The 21,348-nt window shown below is 66.8% G+C and carries 26 protein-coding genes; 20 read left to right on the top strand and 6 right to left on the bottom strand.

Translation table 11 applies throughout. The features are described 5' to 3' along the window. Positions 1–4: 4 nt before the first annotated feature. Positions 5–478 carry a protein-tyrosine phosphatase family protein gene (locus C1704_RS02765; RefSeq protein WP_104300767.1) on the bottom strand — a complete coding sequence of 158 codons (474 nt, stop codon included), beginning with the start codon at positions 476–478 and terminating at the stop codon, positions 5–7. Positions 479–597: 119 nt separating this feature from the next. On the opposite strand from C1704_RS02765, the gene C1704_RS17535 reads away from it, so the two are divergent. Then, positions 598–1,260, top strand: coding sequence for a hypothetical protein (locus tag C1704_RS17535; RefSeq protein ID WP_170064604.1), 663 nt, complete (start codon positions 598–600; stop codon positions 1,258–1,260). A 63-nt stretch (positions 1,261–1,323) separates the two neighbouring features. Here the strand turns inward: C1704_RS17535 and C1704_RS17895 are convergent, their stop codons facing one another. Then, positions 1,324–2,253: a Tim44 domain-containing protein gene (locus C1704_RS17895; protein WP_211286805.1), complete on the bottom strand. Its 930-nt coding sequence runs from the start codon at positions 2,251–2,253 to the stop codon at positions 1,324–1,326. Between the two features lie 243 nt (positions 2,254–2,496). Here C1704_RS17895 and C1704_RS02750 point away from each other — a divergent pair, with 243 nt between their 5' ends. The 5 genes from C1704_RS02750 (at position 2,497) to C1704_RS02730 (ending at position 5,711) form a co-directional block, all read left to right on the top strand. Then, positions 2,497–3,357, top strand: a complete 861-nt coding sequence (locus C1704_RS02750; protein WP_104300761.1) for a DUF3014 domain-containing protein — start codon at positions 2,497–2,499, stop codon at positions 3,355–3,357. Between the two features lie 28 nt (positions 3,358–3,385). Further along, complete coding sequence (gene minC, locus C1704_RS02745) at positions 3,386–4,129, top strand: septum site-determining protein MinC (RefSeq protein ID WP_104300759.1); 744 nt, start codon at positions 3,386–3,388, stop codon at positions 4,127–4,129. 46 nt (positions 4,130–4,175) lie between these two features. Then, positions 4,176–4,991: a septum site-determining protein MinD gene (gene minD / locus C1704_RS02740; RefSeq protein ID WP_104300757.1), complete on the top strand. Its 816-nt coding sequence runs from the start codon at positions 4,176–4,178 to the stop codon at positions 4,989–4,991. A gap of 4 nt (positions 4,992–4,995) precedes the next feature. Beyond that, positions 4,996–5,256, top strand: coding sequence for a cell division topological specificity factor MinE (minE, locus tag C1704_RS02735; RefSeq protein ID WP_104300755.1), 261 nt, complete (start codon positions 4,996–4,998; stop codon positions 5,254–5,256). A gap of 155 nt (positions 5,257–5,411) precedes the next feature. Further along, positions 5,412–5,711 carry a flagellar basal body protein gene (locus tag C1704_RS02730; protein ID WP_104300753.1) on the top strand — a complete coding sequence of 100 codons (300 nt, stop codon included), beginning with the start codon at positions 5,412–5,414 and terminating at the stop codon, positions 5,709–5,711. 5 nt (positions 5,712–5,716) lie between these two features. On the opposite strand, the gene C1704_RS02725 is transcribed toward C1704_RS02730, so the two are convergent. Then, positions 5,717–6,178, bottom strand: a complete 462-nt coding sequence (locus tag C1704_RS02725) for a CopD family protein (protein ID WP_104300751.1) — start codon at positions 6,176–6,178, stop codon at positions 5,717–5,719. Positions 6,179–6,352: 174 nt separating this feature from the next. On the opposite strand from C1704_RS02725, the gene C1704_RS02720 reads away from it, so the two are divergent. Beyond that, positions 6,353–6,568: a hypothetical protein gene (locus C1704_RS02720; protein ID WP_104300962.1), complete on the top strand. Its 216-nt coding sequence runs from the start codon at positions 6,353–6,355 to the stop codon at positions 6,566–6,568. A gap of 13 nt (positions 6,569–6,581) precedes the next feature. Here the strand turns inward: C1704_RS02720 and C1704_RS02715 are convergent, their stop codons facing one another. Continuing rightward, positions 6,582–8,648 carry a glutamine--tRNA ligase gene (locus tag C1704_RS02715; RefSeq protein ID WP_104300749.1) on the bottom strand — a complete coding sequence of 689 codons (2,067 nt, stop codon included), beginning with the start codon at positions 8,646–8,648 and terminating at the stop codon, positions 6,582–6,584. 145 nt (positions 8,649–8,793) lie between these two features. Between C1704_RS02715 and C1704_RS17855 the strand changes: the two genes are divergently transcribed. Continuing rightward, positions 8,794–8,928 (top strand): hypothetical protein, encoded by a 135-nt coding sequence (locus C1704_RS17855; protein ID WP_259371309.1) that lies wholly within the window; start codon positions 8,794–8,796, stop codon positions 8,926–8,928. A 186-nt stretch (positions 8,929–9,114) separates the two neighbouring features. Next, positions 9,115–9,495, top strand: a complete 381-nt coding sequence (locus tag C1704_RS02710) for a hypothetical protein (protein ID WP_104300747.1) — start codon at positions 9,115–9,117, stop codon at positions 9,493–9,495. A gap of 18 nt (positions 9,496–9,513) precedes the next feature. Here the strand turns inward: C1704_RS02710 and C1704_RS02705 are convergent, their stop codons facing one another. After that, positions 9,514–11,025, bottom strand: a complete 1,512-nt coding sequence (locus C1704_RS02705; protein ID WP_104300745.1) for a helicase HerA-like domain-containing protein — start codon at positions 11,023–11,025, stop codon at positions 9,514–9,516. 114 nt (positions 11,026–11,139) lie between these two features. On the opposite strand from C1704_RS02705, the gene C1704_RS02700 reads away from it, so the two are divergent. The 9 genes from C1704_RS02700 to rng are packed head-to-tail and all read left to right on the top strand — an operon-like array spanning position 11,140 to position 18,595. Further along, the gene (locus tag C1704_RS02700) at positions 11,140–11,865 is read left to right on the top strand and encodes a YebC/PmpR family DNA-binding transcriptional regulator (protein WP_104300743.1); all 726 of its coding nucleotides are present in this window, start codon (positions 11,140–11,142) and stop codon (positions 11,863–11,865) included. A 26-nt stretch (positions 11,866–11,891) separates the two neighbouring features. Continuing rightward, the gene (purD, locus tag C1704_RS02695) at positions 11,892–13,175 is read left to right on the top strand and encodes a phosphoribosylamine--glycine ligase (RefSeq protein WP_104300741.1); all 1,284 of its coding nucleotides are present in this window, start codon (positions 11,892–11,894) and stop codon (positions 13,173–13,175) included. 13 nt (positions 13,176–13,188) lie between these two features. Then, positions 13,189–13,788, top strand: a complete 600-nt coding sequence (locus C1704_RS02690) for a 1-acyl-sn-glycerol-3-phosphate acyltransferase (protein WP_211286803.1) — start codon at positions 13,189–13,191, stop codon at positions 13,786–13,788. Beyond that, a complete protein-coding gene (gene hemF / locus C1704_RS02685) occupies positions 13,785–14,693 on the top strand; it encodes an oxygen-dependent coproporphyrinogen oxidase (RefSeq protein ID WP_104300737.1) in 909 nt (302 codons plus the stop codon). Before C1704_RS02690 ends, hemF begins: the two co-directional genes overlap by 4 nt. Before the next feature lie 5 nt (positions 14,694–14,698). Next, positions 14,699–15,298, top strand: coding sequence for a nicotinate-nucleotide adenylyltransferase (gene nadD, locus C1704_RS02680; RefSeq protein ID WP_104300735.1), 600 nt, complete (start codon positions 14,699–14,701; stop codon positions 15,296–15,298). 22 nt (positions 15,299–15,320) lie between these two features. Next, complete coding sequence (gene rsfS / locus C1704_RS02675) at positions 15,321–16,022, top strand: ribosome silencing factor (protein ID WP_104300733.1); 702 nt, start codon at positions 15,321–15,323, stop codon at positions 16,020–16,022. Continuing rightward, on the top strand, positions 16,019–16,486 hold the full coding sequence (gene rlmH, locus C1704_RS02670; protein WP_104300731.1) for a 23S rRNA (pseudouridine(1915)-N(3))-methyltransferase RlmH: 468 nt from the start codon (positions 16,019–16,021) through the stop codon (positions 16,484–16,486). Before rsfS ends, rlmH begins: the two co-directional genes overlap by 4 nt. A 13-nt stretch (positions 16,487–16,499) precedes the next feature. Further along, positions 16,500–17,108, top strand: a complete 609-nt coding sequence (locus C1704_RS02665; protein ID WP_104300729.1) for a Maf family protein — start codon at positions 16,500–16,502, stop codon at positions 17,106–17,108. Positions 17,109–17,128: 20 nt separating this feature from the next. After that, complete coding sequence (gene rng, locus C1704_RS02660) at positions 17,129–18,595, top strand: ribonuclease G (RefSeq protein WP_104300727.1); 1,467 nt, start codon at positions 17,129–17,131, stop codon at positions 18,593–18,595. Between the two features lie 7 nt (positions 18,596–18,602). On the opposite strand, the gene C1704_RS02655 is transcribed toward rng, so the two are convergent. Continuing rightward, a complete protein-coding gene (locus C1704_RS02655) occupies positions 18,603–19,190 on the bottom strand; it encodes a peroxidase-related enzyme (RefSeq protein ID WP_104300725.1) in 588 nt (195 codons plus the stop codon). A 264-nt stretch (positions 19,191–19,454) separates the two neighbouring features. On the opposite strand from C1704_RS02655, the gene tolB reads away from it, so the two are divergent. Beyond that, positions 19,455–20,729: a Tol-Pal system beta propeller repeat protein TolB gene (gene tolB / locus C1704_RS02650; protein WP_104300723.1), complete on the top strand. Its 1,275-nt coding sequence runs from the start codon at positions 19,455–19,457 to the stop codon at positions 20,727–20,729. A gap of 66 nt (positions 20,730–20,795) precedes the next feature. Further along, the gene (pal, locus tag C1704_RS02645) at positions 20,796–21,332 is read left to right on the top strand and encodes a peptidoglycan-associated lipoprotein Pal (protein ID WP_104300721.1); all 537 of its coding nucleotides are present in this window, start codon (positions 20,796–20,798) and stop codon (positions 21,330–21,332) included. The last annotated feature ends 16 nt before the right edge of the window (positions 21,333–21,348 follow it).

Below are 21,348 nucleotides of genomic sequence, written 5' to 3'. Positions count from 1 at the left end.
GAACTCAGAACCAGTCGACCAGGCCCGACTGCTGGGCGTTTTGCGGATTGGAGCCGGCGGCGATGACCTGCTCGAGGGCCTGGTCGCGAGAACAACCCAGCTGCTTGAGGATGCAGGCGGCTACCGTGCCGGTGCGGCCGATGCCCGCAGCGCAATGCAGCAGCACCGATTCACCCGCGCGCAGGCCATCGGCCAGCCCCTGGATGCGATCGCGGTAGGCGGCCTCGTCGAGCGGCAGACCGAAGTTGCGCATCACGAGCTGCTCCCATCGGCAAGGAAGTTCCCCCTGCCCGATCGCCTGGGCGTAGGGGGGTGCCAGCGACGCCACTTCGTCCAGGCTGGTCAGGCAGACAACGCGGTCCAGGCGATGGCGCGAGGCCTGCGCCAGGAAGTGGCTCCAGGGCTCGAACCGTCCCGGCATGGCATCCAGCCAGAGCCGGCCGGGGATTCCCGGGGGCAGGGTGAGCAGGCGGAACATGGTGGACGTTGTCAATCGATAAACCCTTCATTGTGCCGCTGACGCACGGGTTCGCGCGTGACTGTCCCTATCATGGGTCGTTCATCCCCTCAACCCCAACTCCCGAGGAGACGCCCACGATGGCCTACACCCGTGCCCAAGCCCGAAAGCTGCTCACTGCGACCGAGTTCGATCTGTTCGAGCAGACCACCGGCCCCGCATTGAAGACCCTGACACTCGCCCGCCTTCGCAGCAAGCTGGGTCGTGCACGCCAGTTGCGCGACAAGTTCCAGGACCTGTATCGGCGCCAGACCGTCGCGCTGCGAGGCAGTGCGCGTGCCGGTGCGGCGGCTGCCAACGAACGAACCCAGGCCAAGGCCGTGATCTTCGGGGAAGTGCTCGCGCGGGTTCAGGCCCAACTGGGCAAGGTGGAAGCTGCCGCCGCCAAGGCCGCCGCCACAAAGAAGCCTGCCGCGAAGAAGGCCGTTGCGAAGAAGGCTGCCGCCAAGAAGCCCGCAGCCAAGGCGCCTGCAAGGAAGACGGTCAGCCTGACCCAGGCCGTGAAGAAGGCAATGGCGAAGAAGGCTCCGGCCTCCAAGAAGGCCGCCCCCAAGAGCAAGAAAGCGGCATCGGGCCAGGCACCTGCTGCGACCAAGTCCTTGGCAACGACTCCGAAGCCGCGGAAACAACCAGCTGCCGCTGCGCGGGGCCCGGCGCTCAAGACGCCCCGCAACCAGGCCATCAGTGCGCACGTGGGGGCGCGCAACCAGCGTGCCCAGGCGCGTCGTGACAACCGCGGGTAGCCCAGCAAAAAGAAGAAAGGGCGGCCCCAGGGCCGCCCTTTTCCATGTCAGACAGGCTGCGCGTCAGTGCATGGCGTTCTGGGTGATGCCCGCAATGGCCCACTCGCGGCTGTCATCCAGCGGCTTGACGAAGTGCCAGACCTCGTCGAAGGATTCTGCCGGGGCTTCCGCCGCCTCGCGGATCAGGCCGTGGAAGCGCACGCTCACCACCTGCTGCCCGTCTTCCTGGGCAACGTCGATCACCTGGGCATCGAGCTGCAGCACGTCGGTCTGCTGCGCAGCCCCTTGGCGGTCATGCAGGTCCAGTCGGACCGCGGCGAAAAGCTCGGGGGTGGTGAACTTGCGCAGGTCGTCCAGGGCCCCCGCATCGTTGGCGGCTTGCATGCGGATGAAGAGCATCTTGGCGATGCGCTCGAAACCTGCGGCGTCGAAGTCCGCCGGCAGGGCCTGGGCCTGTGGTGCCATGACGGGCTGAGACGCCGCGGGCGAGAAGGCAGGCGAGGGTGCCGCAGTGCCGGCAGGCCCCTGAGGCTGCCAGCCCGTCGTGCCACCGGCTGCGGACGCTCCGGCATACTGCATGCCGCCTCGTGCCGGCTGAGGTGCCATGCGGTTCATGATCCAGCGGATGGCGACAAAGGCCACGATGGCCAGCAACGCCAGCATCATGAAGTTGGCCAGACCCTCGCCAAAGCCCAGATGGCTGGCCAAGGCCGCCAGACCCAGGCCCGCAGCCAAGCCCGCGATCAGACCCATCCAGGAGCGTTGGCCGGCCGCAGCAGCGCCGCCAGCGGCCTGGCTGGGGTTGGTGGCGGTGTTGCCCGGCTGCTGGGCCGGTCGCGCCGGGGTGGTATCGGCCGGGCGGGGCGGGGGCGCCTGGCGCTGCATGCCCGCTGAGCCGCCGCCACCAAAACGGCGGGCCTCGGCCTCCACCGGGGCAAAGCCCAGCCCGACACCGGCCACTGCCATCGAAAGTGCAACCAGGACTGCTTTCAAGCCGATCTCCTTGTGTTCTGCATGCGTGAAACGGCGAACCTGACGTCCGCGACCCTGCATTCGACCAAATCCAGGCCCGTGGGTTCACCAAATCCCCAGAAGGTGAAGGAATTGCCGGTGGGGATTGACAGCGTCACGACTGTTACTTCCGGATAAACCCCAGCGCGGCGCAGGGCTGGGCTGGCCGTCGCGACCCGGGGCGTCCACACTGTCCACCGACACGTGCACCTTTGGAGGACGCTCATGCAGTCTCGATGGACGAGCTGGGCCGTTGGCGCGCTCGTGGTCGTGTTCCTGGCCGCAGCGGCTTGGCTGGTGTGGCAACGGGTGGCCCCGCCGACGGCGCCCGCAGCTCAGGCACCTGCGGTGCAAGCGGCACCTGCCGCAACGCAGCCGCCGGGCACCGCCCAGACGCCGGCCGTTCGCCACCCGGTGGACGAGCTTGCGGTGGCTGTACCGCCTGCCGCGTCGGCGCCCTCGGCGCCATCGGCCGGCGATCCGGTGCTGGACGGCCTGATGACCCTGCTCGGACGCGAGGCCTTGCTGCGCTTCGTCAACACCGACGCCTTCGTGCAGCGGGTGGTGGCCACGGTGGACAACCTGGCGCGCGACCAGGCGCCGTCCCGGCTGTGGCCGGTGGTCCCGGCACCCGGGCGCCTGGAGCTGGACACGCGCGATGGTCAGAGCGTGCTGGCGGCCTCGAACGCGGCCCGCCACGAGCCCTACGTCCGCGTTGCCGAGGGGGTGGACCTGAAGTCGGCAGCGGCCTGGTACGTCCGGCACTACGCGCGCTTCCAGTCGGCCTACGAGGACCTGGGCTTTCCGGGGCGCTACTTCAACGATCGCATGGTGGAGGTGGTCGATCACCTGCTGGCCACCCCCGAGCCGGACGGGCCGGTGGCCTTGCGCCTGCCGGAGGTCCGGGGGACCGTGCCCCCGGCCCGGCCCTGGGTGATGTACGAATTTGCCGATCCACAGCTCCAGCACCTGTCGGCGGGGCAGAAGCTGCTGCTGCGCCTGTCGCCTGACCAGCGCGCACGGCTGAAGCTGCGGCTCGCGCAGTGGCGTGAGCTGGTGACGGCTCGTGCGGGCACCAGCCGTTAAACTTTGCGCCTTTTGCCAAGGCTTGTCGATGGCTGCGATTGCCGGTACGTCCCTGCCCGCCCTGTTCGAGTTGCGCAGCGCCTCGCTGACGCTGGAGGCCCTGCTGTTGCGCACGCGTGACCTCGCTGCACTGCGCCAGTCGCTCGAGGAGCACCTGGGTGCCACACCGGGGGCTTTCGATGGTGAGCCGGTGCTGCTGGATCTTGGGCCGGCACCCGAGGAAGCGCCGGCGCTCGACCTTCCCGCGCTGGTGGCGATGCTTCAGGCGCACCGCCTGCGCCCGGTGGCGGTGCGTGGGGGGACGTCGGACGACCTCCGGGCGGCGGCAGCGCTGGGCCTGATCGAAGCCCCCGAGACTTCCGGGGCGCGCGAACCGCGCACCGTGTTCAAGGAGGTGGTGCACGAAGTGCGCGTCGAGGTGCCGGTGGAGGTCCCGGTGGAAGTGCCCACGCTCGTCATCGACAAGCCGTTGCGCTCGGGCCAGCAGGTCTATGCCAAGGGGGGCGACCTCATCGTGCTGGCCGCCGTGAACTTCGGCGCGGAAGTGATCGCCGATGGCCACGTGCACGTGTACGCACCCTTGCGCGGCAAGGCCATTGCGGGTGCGCGGGGGAACACCGAAGCGCGCATCTTCAGCACCTGCCTCGAGCCCGAGCTGGTGGCCATCGCCGGCACCTACCGCACCACCGAGACGCCGCTGCCCGCCGAGGTGCTGGGCAAGCCGGCCCAGATCCGCCTGGAAGGCGATCGGCTCGTCTTCCAGCCCGTGTGAGCTTCATCCAACGTTTCACCATCTTCAGACACAAGGACTGCCTTCCATGGCCAAAATCATCGTGGTGACCTCCGGCAAGGGGGGCGTGGGCAAGACCACCACCAGTGCCAGCTTCGCGTCAGGCCTCGCGCTGCGTGGCCACAAGACCGCCGTGATCGACTTCGACGTGGGCCTGCGCAACCTCGACCTCATCATGGGCTGCGAGCGGCGCGTGGTCTATGACCTGATCAATGTCATCCACAAGGAGGCCAACCTCAACCAGGCGCTGATCAAGGACAAGCAGTGCGAGAACCTCTTCGTGCTGGCGGCCTCGCAGACGCGCGACAAGGACGCACTCACGCACGAGGGCGTCGAGCGGGTGCTGGCCGAACTGGAGGAGATGGGCTTCGAGTACATCGTCTGCGATTCGCCAGCGGGCATCGAAACGGGCGCCCTGATGGCCATGCACTTCGCCGACGAGGCCCTGGTCGTGACCAACCCCGAGGTGTCCTCGGTCCGCGACTCCGACCGCATCCTGGGCATGCTCAACTCCAAGACCAAGCGTGCCATCGACAAGCGCGAGCCGGTGAAGGAGCACCTGCTCATCACCCGCTACAACCCGAACCGGGTGGAAGGCGGGCAGATGCTGTCGCTGGAGGACATCCACGAGATCCTGCGCATTCCGCTGATCGGCGTGATCCCCGAATCCGAGGTCGTGCTCAATGCCTCCAATCAGGGCGTGCCGGCCATCCACATGCAGGGCAGCGACGTCTCCGAGGCCTACAAGGACGTGGTGGCCCGTTTCCTGGGCGAAGACAAGCCCATGCGCTTCGTCGAGGCCGTCAAGCCGGGCTTCTTCAGGCGCCTGTTCGGAGGGAAGTGACATCATGGGCTTCCTCTCCTTCTTCCTCGACAAGAAACCCAGTTCCGCGAGCACGGCCAAGGAACGCCTGCAACTGATCCTGGCCCATGAGCGCAACGGCCGCAGTCGCAGCCCGGACTACCTGCCCGAGCTGCAGCGTGAGCTGATGGCGGTGATCTCGAAGTACGTGTCGGTCAACCCCGACGACATCAAGGTGCATCTGGAGCGCCAGGACAATCTGGACGTTCTGGAAGTCAAGATCGAGTTGCCTGAAACCAGTCGCTGACCGGGAGTGCATCGTCTGGGCCTGCGCGGCTGGCGCAAGCCCGGCAGGCGAGCCGCCGGCAATCCTCATGATGTGTGCAGGAACGCACACCTCGAGCCTCTGTATGGCAGCTGGCTGAGCACGATCATCCGAAGCCGCCGTAAGCTTCGAGGGTGATGAACAGCCTCCCCGCCATCGCCTACTCGGGCCTGCAGGCCGCTTCTGCCCAGTTGGGCGTGGCCGCGCACAACATCGCCAACGACCAGACGCCGGGCTTTCGTCGTCAGCAAGTGGTGCAGGAGGCGCAGGCCTCGGGCGGGGTGCAGGCCACGGTGGTGCCGGCCACGGTGCCGGGCATGTCGCTGCCTCAGGAAGTGGTGCAGCAGATGGTGGCGAGCTACGCCTACAAGGCCAACGCACTGACGCTGCAGACGCACCAGCGCATGGTGGGCAGCCTGCTCGACACGCAGGCCTGACGGGGTCAGAGCACGCGGCCGATCGTCGCGATCCCGTACACCGCCACGCCCAGACCCAGATTGACTGCCACCAGGCGCCGGATGCCGTCCAGCGCCGGCGCAGCCGCTTTCCACTCGCTGGAGGCCACCGCGCGCTGCAGGCGGGGATAGGCCGCCCATCGGATGTGGCCGAACACAGCCATCATCACCAGCCCGAGCGTGAACATCGCATGCACGCTCCAGTGGGCTGCACCGAAGCCGCCACGCCCGAAGACCATGGCCAGACCGGTGACGAGGATCACCACGATGGCCGCTGTGACGCCGTCGAAGAAGCGCCCCAGGGCTGCGGTCATGAAGGGCAGGCGCTGGGGCGGATCGAGCCGGGCCACCGCCGAGGGTCTCACGGCGAAGTGCATGCAGGCCATGCCGCCCACCCAGAAGGTGGCGGCCAGAAGGTGGAGAAAGAGGAGCGAGGCATACAGGGTCATGGCATTGATCCCGGTGTGAGGAGCGTCACGGACATTGTTGCAGCGTGTCAGGCAACTTCCTACGACCGGGATGGAAGGCGGCCGACCCCTCGCATGGGGGAAGGAGCAGTGAAGACCGGCCGAGGCGCGACTAGATTGAAGACATCAGGCCATGCCGTTTGGGAGATGCTCACCATGGATGCCGTTCTTGAGATGCAAAGACCTGCCGCGTGTTTCCAGTTGCGCTTCCAGTCGCTGTTCCATCCTGGTCGGGGGCTGTGTTTTCCCTGCGATGAACAGGGGCACGTGGACCTCGATGCACTGAGCGATCGTGCGCGCGAGAACTACCTCTATGCTCGAGCCGTGATCGGCCGGGAGTATGCAGTCCCCGCTGTGGTGCCCGCGATGTGAGAGTGCCCGGCAGTCACCGGGCCCAGGAGTCTTTCAGCCCGGTGATGCGGTTGAACACCGGCTGGCCTGCGGTGTGGTCGATACGGTCGGTACAGAAGTAGCCGTGACGTTCGAACTGGAACTTCTCGTCAGGTTCGACCTGGGCCAGTGAAGGCTCGATGAAGGCCTGGATCACACGCTTGCTGTGCGGGTTGAGCGAGGCCTTGAAGTCCTTGCCGCCCGCGTCGGGGTGGGGATCGGTGAAAAGGCGGTCGTACAGCCGTACCTCGGCGGCGAGCGCTTCATGCGCGGCGACCCAGGTGATGACGCCTTTGACCTTGATGGCGTCCGCGCCTGGCGTGCCGCTCTTGGTGTCAGGCAGCACGGTGGCCAGCACGGCAGTCACTTCACCGACAGCGTTTTTCTCGCAGCCCGTGCATTCGATGACGTAGCCATACTTCAGGCGCACCTTGTTGCCCGGGTAAAGCCTGAAGAAGCCCTTGGGCGGCACTTCCGCAAAGTCCTCGCGCTCGATCCAGAGTTCCGGCCCCAGGCTGAAGCTGCGTTGGCCCAGCTCGGGGCGGTGGGGGTGGGCAGGCGCGGCACACGGTTCGCGGTGGGCCTCGCTGCCGAACACCTCGGCCCAGTTCGTCAGGCGCAGCTTCACCGGGTCCAGCACGGCCATCGCCCGGGCCGCTTTACCCTCCAGATCGTCGCGCAGGGCGATGTCCAGCGTGCCGTAGTCGATCCAGGAGTCGCTCTTGCTCACGCCGATGCGTTCGCAGAAAAGCTGGATCGCCTCGGGGGTGTAGCCACGGCGACGCAGTCCCACGATGGTGGGCATGCGTGGGTCGTCCCAACCGTCCACGACGCCTTCGTCCACCAGCTGCTTCAGTTTGCGCTTGCTCGTGATCACATAGGTGAGGTTGAGGCGGGCAAACTCGTACTGATGGGGCAGGTTGTAGGGCTCGATGCGCCTTTCCTCGAGGGCATGGGCGAGCAGTGGGGTGAATTGCTCCGGATGCTGCCTGAGCAGGCCGAAGAAGGCTGGCAGGTCCTTCAGGACCGCCTCCCGGTCGTGTTCCCATCGGCGGAACATACTCAGCATGCGCTGCTCGGGCTCGCTGCCGAAGAGCTTGTGCGCGAGGTTGTGGCAATGCAGTGCAAACTCCTTGCCAGCTTCCAGGCCTTGAGCTTCTATCGCTTCGACCAGCTTGCGGCCTGCTTCGTACTGTGGCGCCCGCAGAATGGGGACGATGCGCTCGAGCACCCAGTCGTAGAAGGGGCGCTGATCCTCGAATTCGAGCGTGCAGATGCTGTGGGTGATGTTCTCCAGCGCGTCCTCGATGGGATGCGCATAGGCATACATCGGGTAGATGCACCAGCGGTCGCCGGTGTTGTGGTGGGTCGCGTGCTTGATGCGGTAAATGGCCGGGTCGCGCAGGTTGATGTTGGGCGAAGCCATGTCAATCTTGGCGCGCAGCACCATGGCGCCGTCGGCGTGCAGGCCGTCACGCATCTCGCGGAAGCGCGCGAGGCTCTCCTCGCGCGGGCGGTTGCGGTAAGGGCTGTCGGTGCCAGGGGTGGCGAAGTCGCCGCGGTTGGCACGCATCTGCTCGGGTGTCTGCTCGTCCACATACGCATGGCCGGTCTCGATGAGGTACTCGGCCGCTCGGTACATGAAGTCGAAGTAGTTGCTGGCGTAGTACAGGTGGGAGGTGCCATGCGCGTCCCAGCTCCAGCCCAACCACCGCACCGCATCCAGGATGGCATCGACGTACTCCTGCTCCTCTTTCTCGGGGTTGGTGTCGTCGAAACGCATGTGGCACACGCCCCCATAGTCGCGCGCCAGTCCGAAGTTCAGGCAGATGCTCTTGGCATGGCCCACATGCAGGTAGCCGTTGGGTTCGGGGGGAAAGCGCAGGCGCACGCGCGCAGGGTCGGCCACGCCCTTTGCGTGGTGCGCACCGTCCCCTGGCGAGCCGCCGAAGGTGCGCCCGCGATAGCGGCCCTCCAGCAGGTCGCGCTCGATGATGCCGCGCAGGAAATTCGTCGGCTTGGCGTCGTCTTTGGAAGGCTTGGGCGGGGCGGATGCCGTCATGGAAGTGCTGGGGGTGCAAACGTTGAGCGGTCATTCTATCGACCGGGCCTCCCTCTTCAGGGGGTGTGCGCTTCCCCCTTTTGGTTGTGTCCGGGTGGGGGCCTGTGGCCTAGATTGAAGAGACGGACACGCGCGGAGGTGTGCCATGGAAGAGCAGAACTTCGACGACCTCCTGGCCGACACTGCGGACGAGGTTGTCACCTTGTGGGCGGGGGCCATCGGCTTCGTGCTGGTGACGGGCCTGGGCCTGATGTTGCTCGGCTTCAACATGCTCATGTGAGTGAGCGCTTTCGATTTCGCCCCTGATCGACTGAATCTTTCGGTCTGCGTGCCGTGTGACAAGGCGTGACAGTGTTGTCCCTGCTTGGCGGTTTCGTAAAGAAGTGCGAAACCAGACCACGACTGCGCCGGACGATGCGTTAATTCGGTCAGGCCCACTTTCCAAGGGCCGATCAGGAGAAGCGATATGAACCGACGAGTCCTCTTTGCCAGCCTGGCCGTGGCCGCGACGACCGCCCTGGCAGCGGTACCGGCTCACGCCGACAAGGTCTACTGGTCCATCGGCATCAGCTCGCCCGGGGTGTCCACCACGGTGTCCAATGCCCGGCCCATCGTCCACTACGCCCCGCCGCCGGTGGTGTATTACCCGCCTGCGCCTGTGGTGGTGCACCCGCCCGTGGTCTACCAGGCGCCGCCTGTGGTCTATCGGCCGCCGCAGGTCGTCTATCAGCCGGCCCCCGTGGTGGTCTATCCCCATCCTCACGGCCACTGGAAGGAGCGCAAGCACGGGCAGCGGCATCACCAGAAGGGTTGGGAGCGGGCTCACTACCCGCACTACCGCTACTGAAACTGCATGCTGGGGGGCTCAGCGGCGCCGGCCGCCCAGCAGCCCGCCCAGCACGCCGCGGATGATCTCGCGGCCCACGCTGCTGCCGATCGAGCGCGCAGCCGACTTGGCCATGGCATCGACAACACCTTCGCGCCGACCTCCCCGCGGGCCGGTGGACCCGAAAAGGACGTCACCCAGGCCCCCGAGCATGCCGCCGCCGGTGCCGGCGCCTGGCGCCGGAGCCGCTTCGGTCTGCGCACGCTCCGCCCCGGCCTGGGCGCGGGCCTTGAGGTGCTCGTAGGCCGACTCGCGGTCTTGCACCTTCTCGTACACCCCGGCCACCAGCGAACCCTGGACGAGCGCGCGCCGCTGCTCCGGCGTGATGGGGCCGATCTGGCTGCCTGGCGGCAGCACGAAGACACGCTCGGTCACACTGGGGCGGCCCTTTTCGTCGAGGAAGCTGATGAGCGCCTCGCCCACCGCCAGCTCGGTGATCGCCGCCTCGGTGTCGATCTTCGGGTTGGCGCGCATGGTGCTGGCGGCAGCCTTCACGGCCTTCTGGTCACGCGGGGTGAAGGCCCGCAGGGCGTGCTGCACGCGATTGCCGAGCTGGGCCAGCACGCTGTCAGGAACGTCCAGCGGGTTCTGGGTGACGAAATACACACCCACGCCTTTGGAGCGCACCAGCCGGACCACCAGCTCGATGCGCTCGATCAGCGCCTTGGGCGCGTCCTTGAAGAGCAGATGGGCCTCGTCGAAGAAGAACACCAGCTTGGGCTTGTCCAGGTCCCCCACCTCGGGCAGGGTGTCGAAAAGTTCCGACAGCATCCACAGCAGGAAGGTGGCGTACAGGCGTGGCGCATTCATCAGCCGGTCGGCGGCCAGGATGTTGATGACGCCCTGGCCGCGCTCGGTCTGCATGAAGTCGCCGATATCGAGCATGGGCTCGCCGAAGAACCGGTCGCCGCCCTGTTCTTCGATGCGCAGAAGGCCGCGCTGAATGGCGCCCACGCTAGCAGCACTGATGTTGCCGTACTCGGTGGTGAACTGCCTGGCGTTGTCGCCCACGAACTGCAGCATGGACCGCAGGTCCTTCAGATCCAGGAGCAGCAGCTGGTTGTCATCGGCGATCTTGAACACCAGGGTGAGCACGCCCTGCTGCGTTTCATTCAGCTCCAGCATGCGTCCCAGCAGCAGCGGGCCCATGTCGCTGATGGTGGCGCGCACAGGGTGCCCCTGTTCGCCGAACACGTCCCACAGGGTGGTCGGGCACACCCAGGGTTCGGGCGCAGGCAGGCCGCGGTCGGCCAGGATCTTCGCCACCTTGTCGGGCAGGCTGCCGCGCTGCGAGATGCCGGTGAGGTCGCCCTTGACGTCGGCCATGAAGACAGGCACCCCGATCTTCGAGAAGTTCTCGGCCAGCGTCTGCAAGGTGATGGTCTTGCCGGTGCCCGTGGCCCCGGTGATCAGGCCGTGGCGATTCGCCAGGGCAGGCAGCAGGTGGCACTGGATGTCGCCGTGCTGGGCGATCAGGAGCGGGTCAGCCATGGCGGGGTGGGGTGGTGGCACAAGTAAAATCGCAGTCTATCCAACAAAACCACATTGCACGCGGTCCGCCGGCCGTCCCGGTTGCGCGTGCCGCCCTCCAGGAGCATTCCCACCATGGCCGGACATTCCAAATGGGCCAATATTCAACACCGCAAGGGCCGTCAGGACGAAAAGCGCGGCAAGATCTGGACGCGCGTGATCCGCGAGATCATGGTGGCGGCCCGCCAGGGCGGAGCTGACCTCACTGCCAACCCCCGGTTGCGCCTGGCCGTGGACAAGGCCAAGGCCGCGAACATGCCGGCCGACACCATCAAGCGCAACATTGACAAAGCCACCGGCAACCTCGAAGGCGTGCAGTACGAGGAAGTCCGCTACGAGGGCTATGGCATCGGCGGGGCGGCGGTGATCGTGGATTGCATGACCGATAACCGCGTGCGCACGGTCGCCGAGGTGCGTCACGCTTTCAGCAAGTATGGCGGCAACCTGGGCACCGAAGGGTCCGTGGCTTTCCAGTTCAAGCACTGTGGCCAGTTCGTGTTCGCACCCGGCACCAGCGAGGACAAGGTCATGGAAGTGGCCCTGGAAGCCGGGGCCGAGGATGTGCTCACCGATGACGACGGCAGCATCGAGGTGCTGTGCGCACCCGCCGATTTCGAGGCGGTCCAGCGGGCGCTGGAGGCTGCCGGGCTCAAGCCCGAGGTGGCCGAGGTCACGATGCGCGCCGAAAACACGGTTTCCCTGGAAGGCGAGGACGCCGCGCGCATGCGCAAGCTGCTGGACGCGATCGAAGACCTCGACGACGTCCAGGAGGTCTATCACAACGCCGAGATCAACGACTGATCCCGATTCACACGGACATTCCCCGAATGAAAGTTCTCGTCATCGGCTCCGGCGGCCGCGAGCACGCCCTGGCGTGGAAGCTGGCCCAGTCGGGCCGCGTACAGATGGTCTATGTGGCCCCCGGCAATGGCGGCACGGCGCTGGACAAGCGCCTGCGCAACGTGCCGATCACGGACGTGGCAGCCCTGGCCGACTTCGCCCAGTCCGAGAAGATCGCACTCACCGTGGTCGGCCCGGAGGCGCCGCTGGCGGCCGGTGTGGTCGATGCCTTCCGTGCGCGTGGGCTGCGCATCTTTGGCCCGACGCAGGCCGCGGCCCAGCTCGAAAGCTCGAAGGCTTTTGCCAAGGACTTCATGAAGCGCCATGGCATTCCCACGGCAGCCTACGAGACTTTCAGCGACGTCGCGGCCGCGCACGCCTATGTCGATCGGGTGGGCGCCCCCATCGTGATCAAGGCCGACGGTCTGGCCGCCGGCAAGGGGGTCGTCGTCGCCATGACCCTGGCCGAAGCACATCAGGCGGTGGATTGGATGCTGCTGGACAACACGTTGGGCGTGCAGCACAACCAGGGCGGCGCCCGTGTCGTCATCGAGGAGTACCTTCAGGGCGAGGAAGCCAGCTTCATTGTGTTGTGCGACGGCAAGAACGTGCTGGCCCTGGCCACCAGCCAGGATCACAAGCGCCTCCTCGACGCCGATGCCGGCCCGAACACTGGCGGCATGGGCGCCTATTCGCCTGCACCGGTGGTCACGCCCAATGTGCATGCTCGCGTGATGCAGGAGATCATCGGGCCCACCATTGCCGGCATGGCCAAGGATGGCATCCCCTTCACCGGTTTCCTGTACGCTGGCCTCATGATCGACGCCGACGGGCGCGTCAGGACGCTGGAATTCAACTGCCGTATGGGCGACCCTGAAACCCAGCCCATCATGATGCGCCTGCGCAGCGACCTGCTGGAGGTGCTGCTCGCCGCCACCGACGGCACGCTGGACAAGGTGGAACTCGACTGGGACCGTCGCGTGGCCCTCGGGGTCGTGATGGCTGCCCACGGCTACCCCGTGAGTCCGCGCAAGGGAGACGTCATCGAGGGCCTGCCGCCCGAGACCCCCGATGCCATGGTCTTCCACGCCGGCACGACGCTGGACGCCGAGGGCCGCACGTGCACCTCCGGCGGGCGTGTGCTGTGCGTCACCGCCCTGGGCGATTCGGTCAAGACGGCCCAGCAACGAGCCTATGAGGTGCTGGACGGCATCCGCTTCGATGGCATGCAGTACCGTCGCGACATCGGCTACCGTGCCATCAAGCGCTGATCCGGCTCTGCAGGTGCTCGAACTGCACCCGGTGCCTTTCCGGGGCAGCCGCCTGGCGCGCGGGCTGCTGCGACTGGGCGGGTGGGAGGTCCGCTTCCAAGGCCTGCCGGCCGACCAGGGGGTGATCGTGGTCTACCCCCACACCTCCAACTGGGATTTCGTGGTGGGGGTGCTGGCCAAATGGTCCATCGGCCTTCCGTTGAACTTCTGGGGCAAGGACAGCCTGTTCCGCATCCCCCTGCTGGCGCCTTGGCTGCGTTGGCTCGGGGGGATTCCGGTCGATCGGCAGTCACCGGGGGGCATCGTCGGGCAGATGGCGCAGGACCTGCGTGCGGCCAAGGAAGAAGGTCGCTTCCTCTGGCTGGCGCTGGCTCCGGAAGGCACACGCCGCCACCAGCCGCAGTGGCGCTCGGGCTTCTACCGCGTGGCGCTCGAGGCCGACGTTCCGCTGGGTCTGGCCTACATCGACTACCGCGAGCGGGTCGTCAGCGCCGAACATTTCGTGCGCCTCAGCGGCAACGCCACCGATGACAAGGCGGCCGTGCGGCGCTATCTTGGGGCCCGGCAGGGGCGCCACCCGGCGCAGGCTGCCCCCATCGACTGGAACACATGAACATTCAAGACGTTCGCCTGTACCTGCTGGGGCTGCAGGATCGCATCATTCACGCCCTCGAGGCGGCCGATGGGCATGCCTTTGTGCGCGACGGGTGGACCCGAGCGCCGCAAGAGCGACTGCAGGGGGATGGCCTGTCGCGGCTGGTGGAGAACGGCGCCCTGTTCGAGCGGGGGGGCTGCAACTTCTCACATGTCCGTGGCCCCCAACTCCCCCCATCGGCCACCCAGCACCGCCCCGAACTGGCAGGCGCGCCGTTCGAGGCCCTGGGCGTGTCCCTCGTGCTGCATCCTCGCAACCCCTATGTGCCCACGGTCCATATGAACGTGCGCATGCTGGTCGCCCTGCCCGCAGGTGGCGAGCCGGTTGCTTGGTTCGGTGGTGGCATGGATCTGACGCCCTACTATGGCTTCGAGGAGGACGCCGCGCATTTCCATCGCACCTGCCGTGATGCTCTCGCGCCCTTCGGCGAGGACAAGTACCCGCGCTTCAAGCGCTGGTGCGACGAGTACTTCTTCCTGAAGCACCGCAATGAACCGCGGGGCATCGGGGGCATCTTCTACGACGACTTCAACGAAGGCGGGTTCGACGCCGGCTTTGCGATGACCCGCGCGGTCGGCGATGCGTTTACGGCCGCCTATCTGCCCATCGTCCAGCGTCGGCGTCACCTGGCTTACGGCGAACGTGAGCGCGACTTCCAGGCCTACCGTCGCGGTCGCTACGTCGAGTTCAACCTCGTGTGGGACCGTGGCACGCATTTCGGCCTGCAGTCGGGCGGGCGCACGGAATCCATCCTCATGTCGATGCCGCCGGTGGCCCACTGGCGCTACGGCTGGTCGCCGGAGCCGGGCACACCCGAGGCCCGCCTGTACACGGACTTCCTCGTGCCCAGGGACTGGGCGTGACCCCCATGAATGCCCGGCGCGTGGGCCTGTTCGGCGGCAGCTTCGATCCGGTGCACAATGCCCACCTGGCGTTGGCCCGCCTGGCGCTCGATCACCTCGGCTTGGACGAGGTGATCTGGGTACCGGCCGGCCATCCGTGGCAAAAGGCCCGCCGACTGGCGCCGGCCGAAGATCGCTTGGCGATGGTCCGGGCGGCCATCGAGGGTGAACCTCGATTCCAGGCAGATGACTGCGAAATCCGCCGGTCCGGACCGAGCTACACGCTCGACACCGTGCGCGACCTGGCCGTGAGGCGGCCCGACGTGGGGGCGTGGTTTCTCATCCTGGGGGAAGACCAGTACAGCGGTCTGCCGACCTGGCAAGGCTGGCAGGAACTGCTGCGGTGCGTCACGCTCGTGGTGGCAGCCCGGGATGGAAGGCAGCCGCAGCCCGGGCAGCTTCTGCGGGACACGCCCCACCGGCTGGTGGTGCTGCCCTTGCCGCCACTGGCCATCTCCTCCACCCTCGTGCGCAGCCGGCTGGCGGCGCGTGAACCCATCGACACCCTGGTTCCTCCAGCGGTGGCAGGCTATATTGCTCGCCATCGACTCTACCTCCCCGACTGAATTGCCGGAGCTGCCCTTTTCAATGGATATTCGCAAACTGCAACGCGCCATCGTCGATGGCCTGGAAGACGTCAAGGCCCAGGACATCGTGGTCTTCAACACCGAACATCTCTCTCCGCTCTTCGAGCGGGTGATCGTGGCGTCGGGCACTTCGAACCGGCAGACCAAGGCGCTGGCAGCCAGCGTGCGCGAGGAGGTGAAGAAGCAAGGCTTCCCGGTGATGCGCACCGAGGGCGAGGACAACGGCGAGTGGATCATCGTGGACTGCGGGGCGGCCGTGGCCCACATCATGCAGCCGGCCATTCGCCAGTACTACAACCTCGAGGAGATCTGGGGTGACAAGCCTGTGAAGCTGAAGCTGGGCGAGGCCAAGGCCCTGCCGAAGGCCAGCGAGCCTGAGGAAAAGACGCCAGCCCGCAAGGCGGCCAAGCCGGCGGCTTCGGCGGAAAAGCCTCCTGCGGCGAAGAAAGCGCCCGCGGCCAAGAAAGCTGCCTCCACGAAGACGGCCCCCGCCGCCAAGAAGACGGCGGCCACCAAGACCCCGGCCAAGGCCCCGGCGACCAAAACAGCCTCAGGCAAGACGACGCGGACCACGGGGACGGTGTCGCGCAGCACGCCGGCGCGCTCCACGGCGGGCAAGACGGTGGCCGCCAAGAAGACCGCTGCGGCGAAGTCGCTCACCAAGTCGCCGGCGAAGAAGGCCGCACCGCGCAAAAAGGCATGAAGCTCGCCGTCGTCGCGGTCGGCCAGCGCATGCCGGGCTGGGCCGAGACGGCCTATGAGGACTATGCAAAGCGCTTCCCGCCCGAACTGCGGCTGGAGCTCAAGGCCGTCAAGACCGAGCCGCGCGGCTCCAAGGCCCTGGAGACCTTGCTGGCCGCAGAGCGCGCGCGCATCGAAGCGGCCTGCCCCAAGGGCGCGCGCATCGTCGTGCTGGACGAGCGCGGCGACCGCCTCACCACCCAGCAGCTGTCGGGGCGCCTGAAGGCCTGGATGCACGAGGGGCGCGACGTGGCCCTCCTGATCGGCGGCCCCGACGGCCTCGATCCCGACTTGCGCGACGCTGCCGACGAACGCATCCGCTTGTCGGATCTCACGCTGCCGCACGCGATGGTGCGTGTGCTGCTGGCCGAGCAACTCTACCGGGCCTGGTCGCTCATGGTGGGGCACCCGTATCACCGTGAATGAGGCCGACCCTGGCATGACGACGCCTGACTTCATCTACCTGGCTTCCCAGAGCCCCCGTCGCCGGCAGCTGCTCGATCAGATCGGCGTGCGCCACGATCTCCTGCTGCCCGATGACGATGAGGACGCAGAAGCTCTGGAAGCGGTGCTGCCGGGCGAAGCGCCACCCGATTACGTACAGCGCGTCACCCAGGCCAAGCTCGAAGCCGCACTGGCCCGGCTGAAGCGCAGGCGGTCTCCATCCGCCCCCGTGCTGTGCGCCGACACCACCGTGGCACTGGGTCGGCGCATTCTCGGCAAGCCCTCGGATGCCTCCGAGGCCCGGGAGATGCTCGCGGCCTTGTCCGGCCATGAGCATCGGGTGCTCACCGCAGTGGCCATTGGCCAGGGCCGCCGGCGTGAGATGCTGCTCAACGTGTCGCGCGTGCGTTTTGCGCCGGTGCCTCCCGAGCAGATCGAAGCTTACGTGGCCAGCGGTGAACCCATGGGCAAGGCGGGGGCCTATGCCATCCAGAGCCGGGCGGCGCTTTGGATCGAGCGCATCAACGGCAGCTACTCCAGTATCATGGGCCTGCCCCTGCACGAGACCGGCCTGCTGCTGCAGCGCTTCGGCGTGCGCTTCTGAGTGAACGGCCGGAGCGCTGCATGCAAGACATCCTGATCAACTGGTCCCCGCAAGAGACCCGGGTGGCCATCGTCGAAAACGGAGCCGTGCAGGAGCTGCACGTGGAGCGCACGCTCGAGCGCGGCCTCGTCGGCAACATCTACACCGGCAAGGTGGCGCGAGTCCTGCCCGGCATGCAGTCGGCCTTCATCGACATCGGCCTGGAGCGCGCGGCCTTCCTGCATGTGGGCGATCTGGTGCAGCGCAATGGCAACGGGGATGGCGGAGCAGCCACGCCGATCGAGAAGCTGGTCTATGAAGGACAGTCGCTCACCGTGCAGGTGATCAAGGACCCGATCGGCACCAAGGGGGCCCGTCTTTCCGCCCAGATCAGCATTGCCGGGCGGCTGCTGGTGTTCCTGCCGCACGACAACCACATCGGTATCTCCCAGAAGATCGGCTCGCCCGAACTGCGCGAGCAACTGCGTGCCCGGATGGCACGGCTGGCGGGATCGTCCGAAGGCGGGGACGCAGGCGGCTTCATCCTGCGCACCAACGCCGAAGACGCCAGCGACGAGGAACTGGCCGCCGACATTGCCTACCTGCGCAAGACCTGGGCGGGTGTGCGAGAACGCGCCTTCAAGAGCCCGCCGGGCACTTTGCTGCACGAAGACCTGAACCTCGCTCAGAGGGTGCTCAGAGACCTCACTGACGACGAGACGCACACCATCCGCATCGACTCGCGCATGCAGTTCGAGGCGCTGCAGGCCTTCGGACGTGAATTCACCCCCGGCGCCGTGGGCAAGCTCGAGCACTACGCCGGAGAGCGGCCCATCTTCGATCTCTACAACATCGACCAGGAAATCGAGCGGGCCCTGGCACGTCGCGTGGATCTGAAGTCGGGCGGCTACCTCATCATCGACCAGACTGAAGCCCTCACCACCATCGATGTCAACACCGGCGGCTATGTCGGCGCGCGCAACTTCGACGACACCATCTTCAAGACCAATCTGGAGGCGGCTCAGGCCATTGCGCGTCAGCTGCGCCTGCGCAACCTGGGCGGCATCATCATCATCGACTTCATCGACATGGTGCGCGAGGAGCACCAGGACGCAGTGCTGTCGGAACTGCGGCGTCAGCTCGCGCGGGATCGCGTGAAGATGACGGTCAGCGGCTTCACTCAGCTGGGTCTGGTGGAGATGACGCGCAAGCGCACCCGAGAGTCGCTGGCCCACATGCTGTGCGAACCTTGTCCCACCTGCCAGGGCAAAGGCTCCGTCAAGACCCCCCGCAGTGTGTGCTACGACATCCTGCGCGAGATCCTGCGCGAAGCACGCCAGTTCAATCCCAAGGAGTTTCGCGTCGTGGCCAGCGCCGCCGTGGTCGAGATGCTGCTCGATGAGGAGAGTCAGCACCTTGCGGGGCTGAGCGACTTCATCGGCAAGCCGATCTCGCTGCGCACCGAGCCCACGCTCTCGCCCGAGCAGTACGACATCGTGCTGCTCTGAGGCAGGCTCAGGCCTTGGCCCGGGGGATCCGGCCCATCAGGTAGAACTCGTCATTGGGCCGCAGGTTGATCAGGTTGGCCATGCGGTTGGACAGACCGAAGAGGGCGGTGATGGCGCCAATGTCCCAGATGTCCTCATCAGAGAAGCCGTGCGGGCGCAAGGCCTCGAAATCTGCCTCGGTCACCTCGTGGGAGTGCAGGCAGACCTTGAGCGCAAAGTCGAGCATGGCGCGCTGGCGTGGGCTGATGTCTGCCTTGCGGTGATTCACGGCGACCTGGTCGGCCAGCAGGGGCTGTTTCTCGTAGATGCGCAGGATGGCCCCGTGGGCCACCACGCAGTACAGGCAGTGGTTGGCTCCACTGGTGGCCACCACGATCATCTCCTTTTCCCCCTTGCTCAGGCCCGACTCGCGCAGCATCAGAGCGTCGTGGTAGGCCAGAAAGGCCCGGCATTCCTGCGGCCGGTGGGCCAGTGCGAGGAACACATTGGGCACGAAGCCGGCCTTGTCCTGCACCTCCAGGAAACGCTGGCGCAGGTCGTCGGGCACCTCCAGCAGGGACGGAACGGGATAGCGGCTGATCGCAGCAGAGCTCATGGCGACGGGCTCGGAAGTGGGGGCCTGTGCATTATCCCGGTGTGCACGGGACTGGGGCTGCGGGTCTGCACCAGGGGCCGATGGCACCCGTCCGTTTAGATCTGTTGCATCTGCCGGCGTCCGACAGGCCGCATCGGGGCGACAATATTCGATTGGGGTCGCACGGAACCTGTCAGCGCGATCCGGCTCACAGACGTTGACCGGTGGGCCGACCGTGGCTGGCGTGCGGCCGTGTGCTCCAAGACAACAAGGCAGAGGAGTTTGATGACAATGTGGTCCCGACGTTCCTTCATGGCCGTTCCGGCTGCGGCTGCCGCCTGGCCGGTCATGGCGCAGTTCCGGGTCGACATTTCCGGGGTGGGCGCCACCCAGTTTCCCATCGCCGTGGTGGCCTTCGACGGCGAGGCCGGCCGCACCCAGCAGGTGTCGGCCATCGTTCGCGCCGATCTGGAGCGTTCGGGGCAGTTCCGGATGGTGCCCACCGACGGGGCCGTGCTCAACGAGCGAGCCAACCCGGTCATGACCGCCTGGCGCAGCCGGGGGGCCGACGCTTTGGTGGCTGGCAGCATCACTCGCCTGGCCGATGGCCGGGTGGACGTGCGCTTCAAGCTCTGGGATGCGGTGCGCGGTCAGGACCTGGGCGGCGAGGCCCACGCCGTTGCCGATGCCGACCTGCGCCTGGCGGCCCACCGCATCGCCGACTACATCTACGAAAAGCTCACGGGTGAGCGAGGGGTGTTCGCCACGCGCATCGCCTATGTGACCCAGGCGGCCCAGCGCCACACCCTGTGGGTGGCCGACTCGGACGGGGAGGGGGCGCAGGTGGCCCTGGCGAGCGCCGAACCCATCATTTCCCCGGCGTGGTCTCCGGACGGTCGGGAACTGGCATACGTGTCCTTTGAAACCCGCAAGCCGGTGGTGTACGCACAGGATGTTGCCACCGGCCAGCGACGGCCGATCGCCAGCTACAAGGGGTCGAACAGCGCACCGGCCTGGTCGCCCGACGGGCAGCAGATCGCTGCGGTGCTCACCCGGGACGGTCTGTCCCAGATCTATACGTTGAACCGCAGCGGCAATAATCTGCGCCGGCTCACCACCAGCGCCGGCATCGACACCGAGCCCGCCTTCACGCCCGACGGCCGCAGCATCTACTTCGTGAGCGATCGCGGCGGCAGCCCACAGATCTATCGCATGCCTGCAGCGGGGGGCTCCGCGGAACGGGTCACCTTCAGCGGCAGCTACAACATCAGTCCGGCCATCAGCCCGGACGGTCGCTGGATGGCCTACATCACCCGCGATGGCGGTGCCTTCCGATTGCAGCTGATGGAACTGGCCTCCGGCACGGTGACCACGCTCACGGCCACGGCCCATGACGAAAGCCCGAGCTTTGCGCCCAACAGCCGTCTGATCGTCTATGCAACGCGCGTCAATGGGCGCAATGTGCTGATGACCACCACGCTGGACGGCCGTATCAAAGCGACCTTGCTGTCCAACCGGGGCGATGTGCGCGAACCGGCCTGGGGGCCCTACGGCCGATGAACCCGTTTTCCATGCGCCACCTGGCGTCGTTGTTTCAGTCCCACCTTTCCATCCGGAGAAAACACCATGAACCTGCGTTCCCTCGTCACTCTCGGCGGTACCGTGCTGCTGGCGGGCGTCCTCTCGGCCTGCGGCTCGAACGTCAAGCTCGATGAGACGCCGCCCGTGGAGTCGCGCACGGCCACGCCCGTGGGCGGTGCCGGCCAGTCGCAGTCCCAGGTTTCGACGGTCACCGCACCGAGCGGTTCGGCCAGTTCGCTCGATGCGGCCAGCCAGCTGGCCCGTGTCGTGTACTTCGATTTCGACAGCTACGTGCTCAAGGACGAGTTCCGTCCGACCGTGTCGGGCTATGCGCGCCTGCTCACGGCTGATCCTCAGCGTCGTCTCATGATCGAAGGCCACACCGATGAGCGCGGTGGCAGCGAGTACAACCTGGCGCTGGGCCAGAAGCGTGCTGAAGCGGTGCGTCGCGCCCTGGAGCTGCTGGGCGTGCGCGAGAACCAGCTCGAAGCCGTGAGCTATGGCAAGGAGCGTCCGGCCGTCGCGGGCTCCAACGAGGAGGCCTGGGCCAAGAACCGTCGTGCCGAGCTGATCCTGCGCTGATCCTGCGAGAATTCAC

Source organism: Caldimonas caldifontis, assembly GCF_002930615.1.
GTDB lineage: Bacteria > Pseudomonadota > Gammaproteobacteria > Burkholderiales > Burkholderiaceae_C > Caldimonas > Caldimonas caldifontis.
The sequence above is the reverse complement of the archived record's forward strand: the minus strand, read 5'-3'. Positions and strand labels throughout refer to the sequence as shown.

Excerpts from the sequence above, each read along its gene's own strand:
- C1704_RS17855 (WP_259371309.1), top strand. The coding sequence starts at position 8,794 with ATGGAAGAGCAGAACTTCGACGACCTCCTGGCCGACACTGCGGACGAG.
- C1704_RS02750 (WP_104300761.1), top strand. The coding sequence starts at position 2,497 with ATGCAGTCTCGATGGACGAGCTGGGCCGTTGGCGCGCTCGTGGTCGTG.
- C1704_RS17535 (WP_170064604.1), top strand. The coding sequence starts at position 598 with ATGGCCTACACCCGTGCCCAAGCCCGAAAGCTGCTCACTGCGACCGAG.
- tolB (WP_104300723.1), top strand. The coding sequence starts at position 19,455 with ATGACAATGTGGTCCCGACGTTCCTTCATGGCCGTTCCGGCTGCGGCT.
- C1704_RS02720 (WP_104300962.1), top strand. The coding sequence starts at position 6,353 with ATGGATGCCGTTCTTGAGATGCAAAGACCTGCCGCGTGTTTCCAGTTG.
- purD (WP_104300741.1), top strand. The coding sequence starts at position 11,892 with ATGAAAGTTCTCGTCATCGGCTCCGGCGGCCGCGAGCACGCCCTGGCG.
- C1704_RS02655 (WP_104300725.1), bottom strand. The coding sequence starts at position 19,190 with ATGAGCTCTGCTGCGATCAGCCGCTATCCCGTTCCGTCCCTGCTGGAG.
- C1704_RS02725 (WP_104300751.1), bottom strand. The coding sequence starts at position 6,178 with ATGACCCTGTATGCCTCGCTCCTCTTTCTCCACCTTCTGGCCGCCACC.
- C1704_RS02710 (WP_104300747.1), top strand. The coding sequence starts at position 9,115 with ATGAACCGACGAGTCCTCTTTGCCAGCCTGGCCGTGGCCGCGACGACC.
- C1704_RS02765 (WP_104300767.1), bottom strand. The coding sequence starts at position 478 with ATGTTCCGCCTGCTCACCCTGCCCCCGGGAATCCCCGGCCGGCTCTGG.
- C1704_RS02730 (WP_104300753.1), top strand. The coding sequence starts at position 5,412 with ATGAACAGCCTCCCCGCCATCGCCTACTCGGGCCTGCAGGCCGCTTCT.
- minD (WP_104300757.1), top strand. The coding sequence starts at position 4,176 with ATGGCCAAAATCATCGTGGTGACCTCCGGCAAGGGGGGCGTGGGCAAG.
- minE (WP_104300755.1), top strand. The coding sequence starts at position 4,996 with ATGGGCTTCCTCTCCTTCTTCCTCGACAAGAAACCCAGTTCCGCGAGC.
- C1704_RS02665 (WP_104300729.1), top strand. The coding sequence starts at position 16,500 with ATGACGACGCCTGACTTCATCTACCTGGCTTCCCAGAGCCCCCGTCGC.
- rsfS (WP_104300733.1), top strand. The coding sequence starts at position 15,321 with ATGGATATTCGCAAACTGCAACGCGCCATCGTCGATGGCCTGGAAGAC.
- rlmH (WP_104300731.1), top strand. The coding sequence starts at position 16,019 with ATGAAGCTCGCCGTCGTCGCGGTCGGCCAGCGCATGCCGGGCTGGGCC.
- C1704_RS02705 (WP_104300745.1), bottom strand. The coding sequence starts at position 11,025 with ATGGCTGACCCGCTCCTGATCGCCCAGCACGGCGACATCCAGTGCCAC.
- nadD (WP_104300735.1), top strand. The coding sequence starts at position 14,699 with ATGAATGCCCGGCGCGTGGGCCTGTTCGGCGGCAGCTTCGATCCGGTG.
- rng (WP_104300727.1), top strand. The coding sequence starts at position 17,129 with ATGCAAGACATCCTGATCAACTGGTCCCCGCAAGAGACCCGGGTGGCC.
- C1704_RS02700 (WP_104300743.1), top strand. The coding sequence starts at position 11,140 with ATGGCCGGACATTCCAAATGGGCCAATATTCAACACCGCAAGGGCCGT.
- C1704_RS02715 (WP_104300749.1), bottom strand. The coding sequence starts at position 8,648 with ATGACGGCATCCGCCCCGCCCAAGCCTTCCAAAGACGACGCCAAGCCG.
- pal (WP_104300721.1), top strand. The coding sequence starts at position 20,796 with ATGAACCTGCGTTCCCTCGTCACTCTCGGCGGTACCGTGCTGCTGGCG.
- minC (WP_104300759.1), top strand. The coding sequence starts at position 3,386 with ATGGCTGCGATTGCCGGTACGTCCCTGCCCGCCCTGTTCGAGTTGCGC.
- hemF (WP_104300737.1), top strand. The coding sequence starts at position 13,785 with ATGAACATTCAAGACGTTCGCCTGTACCTGCTGGGGCTGCAGGATCGC.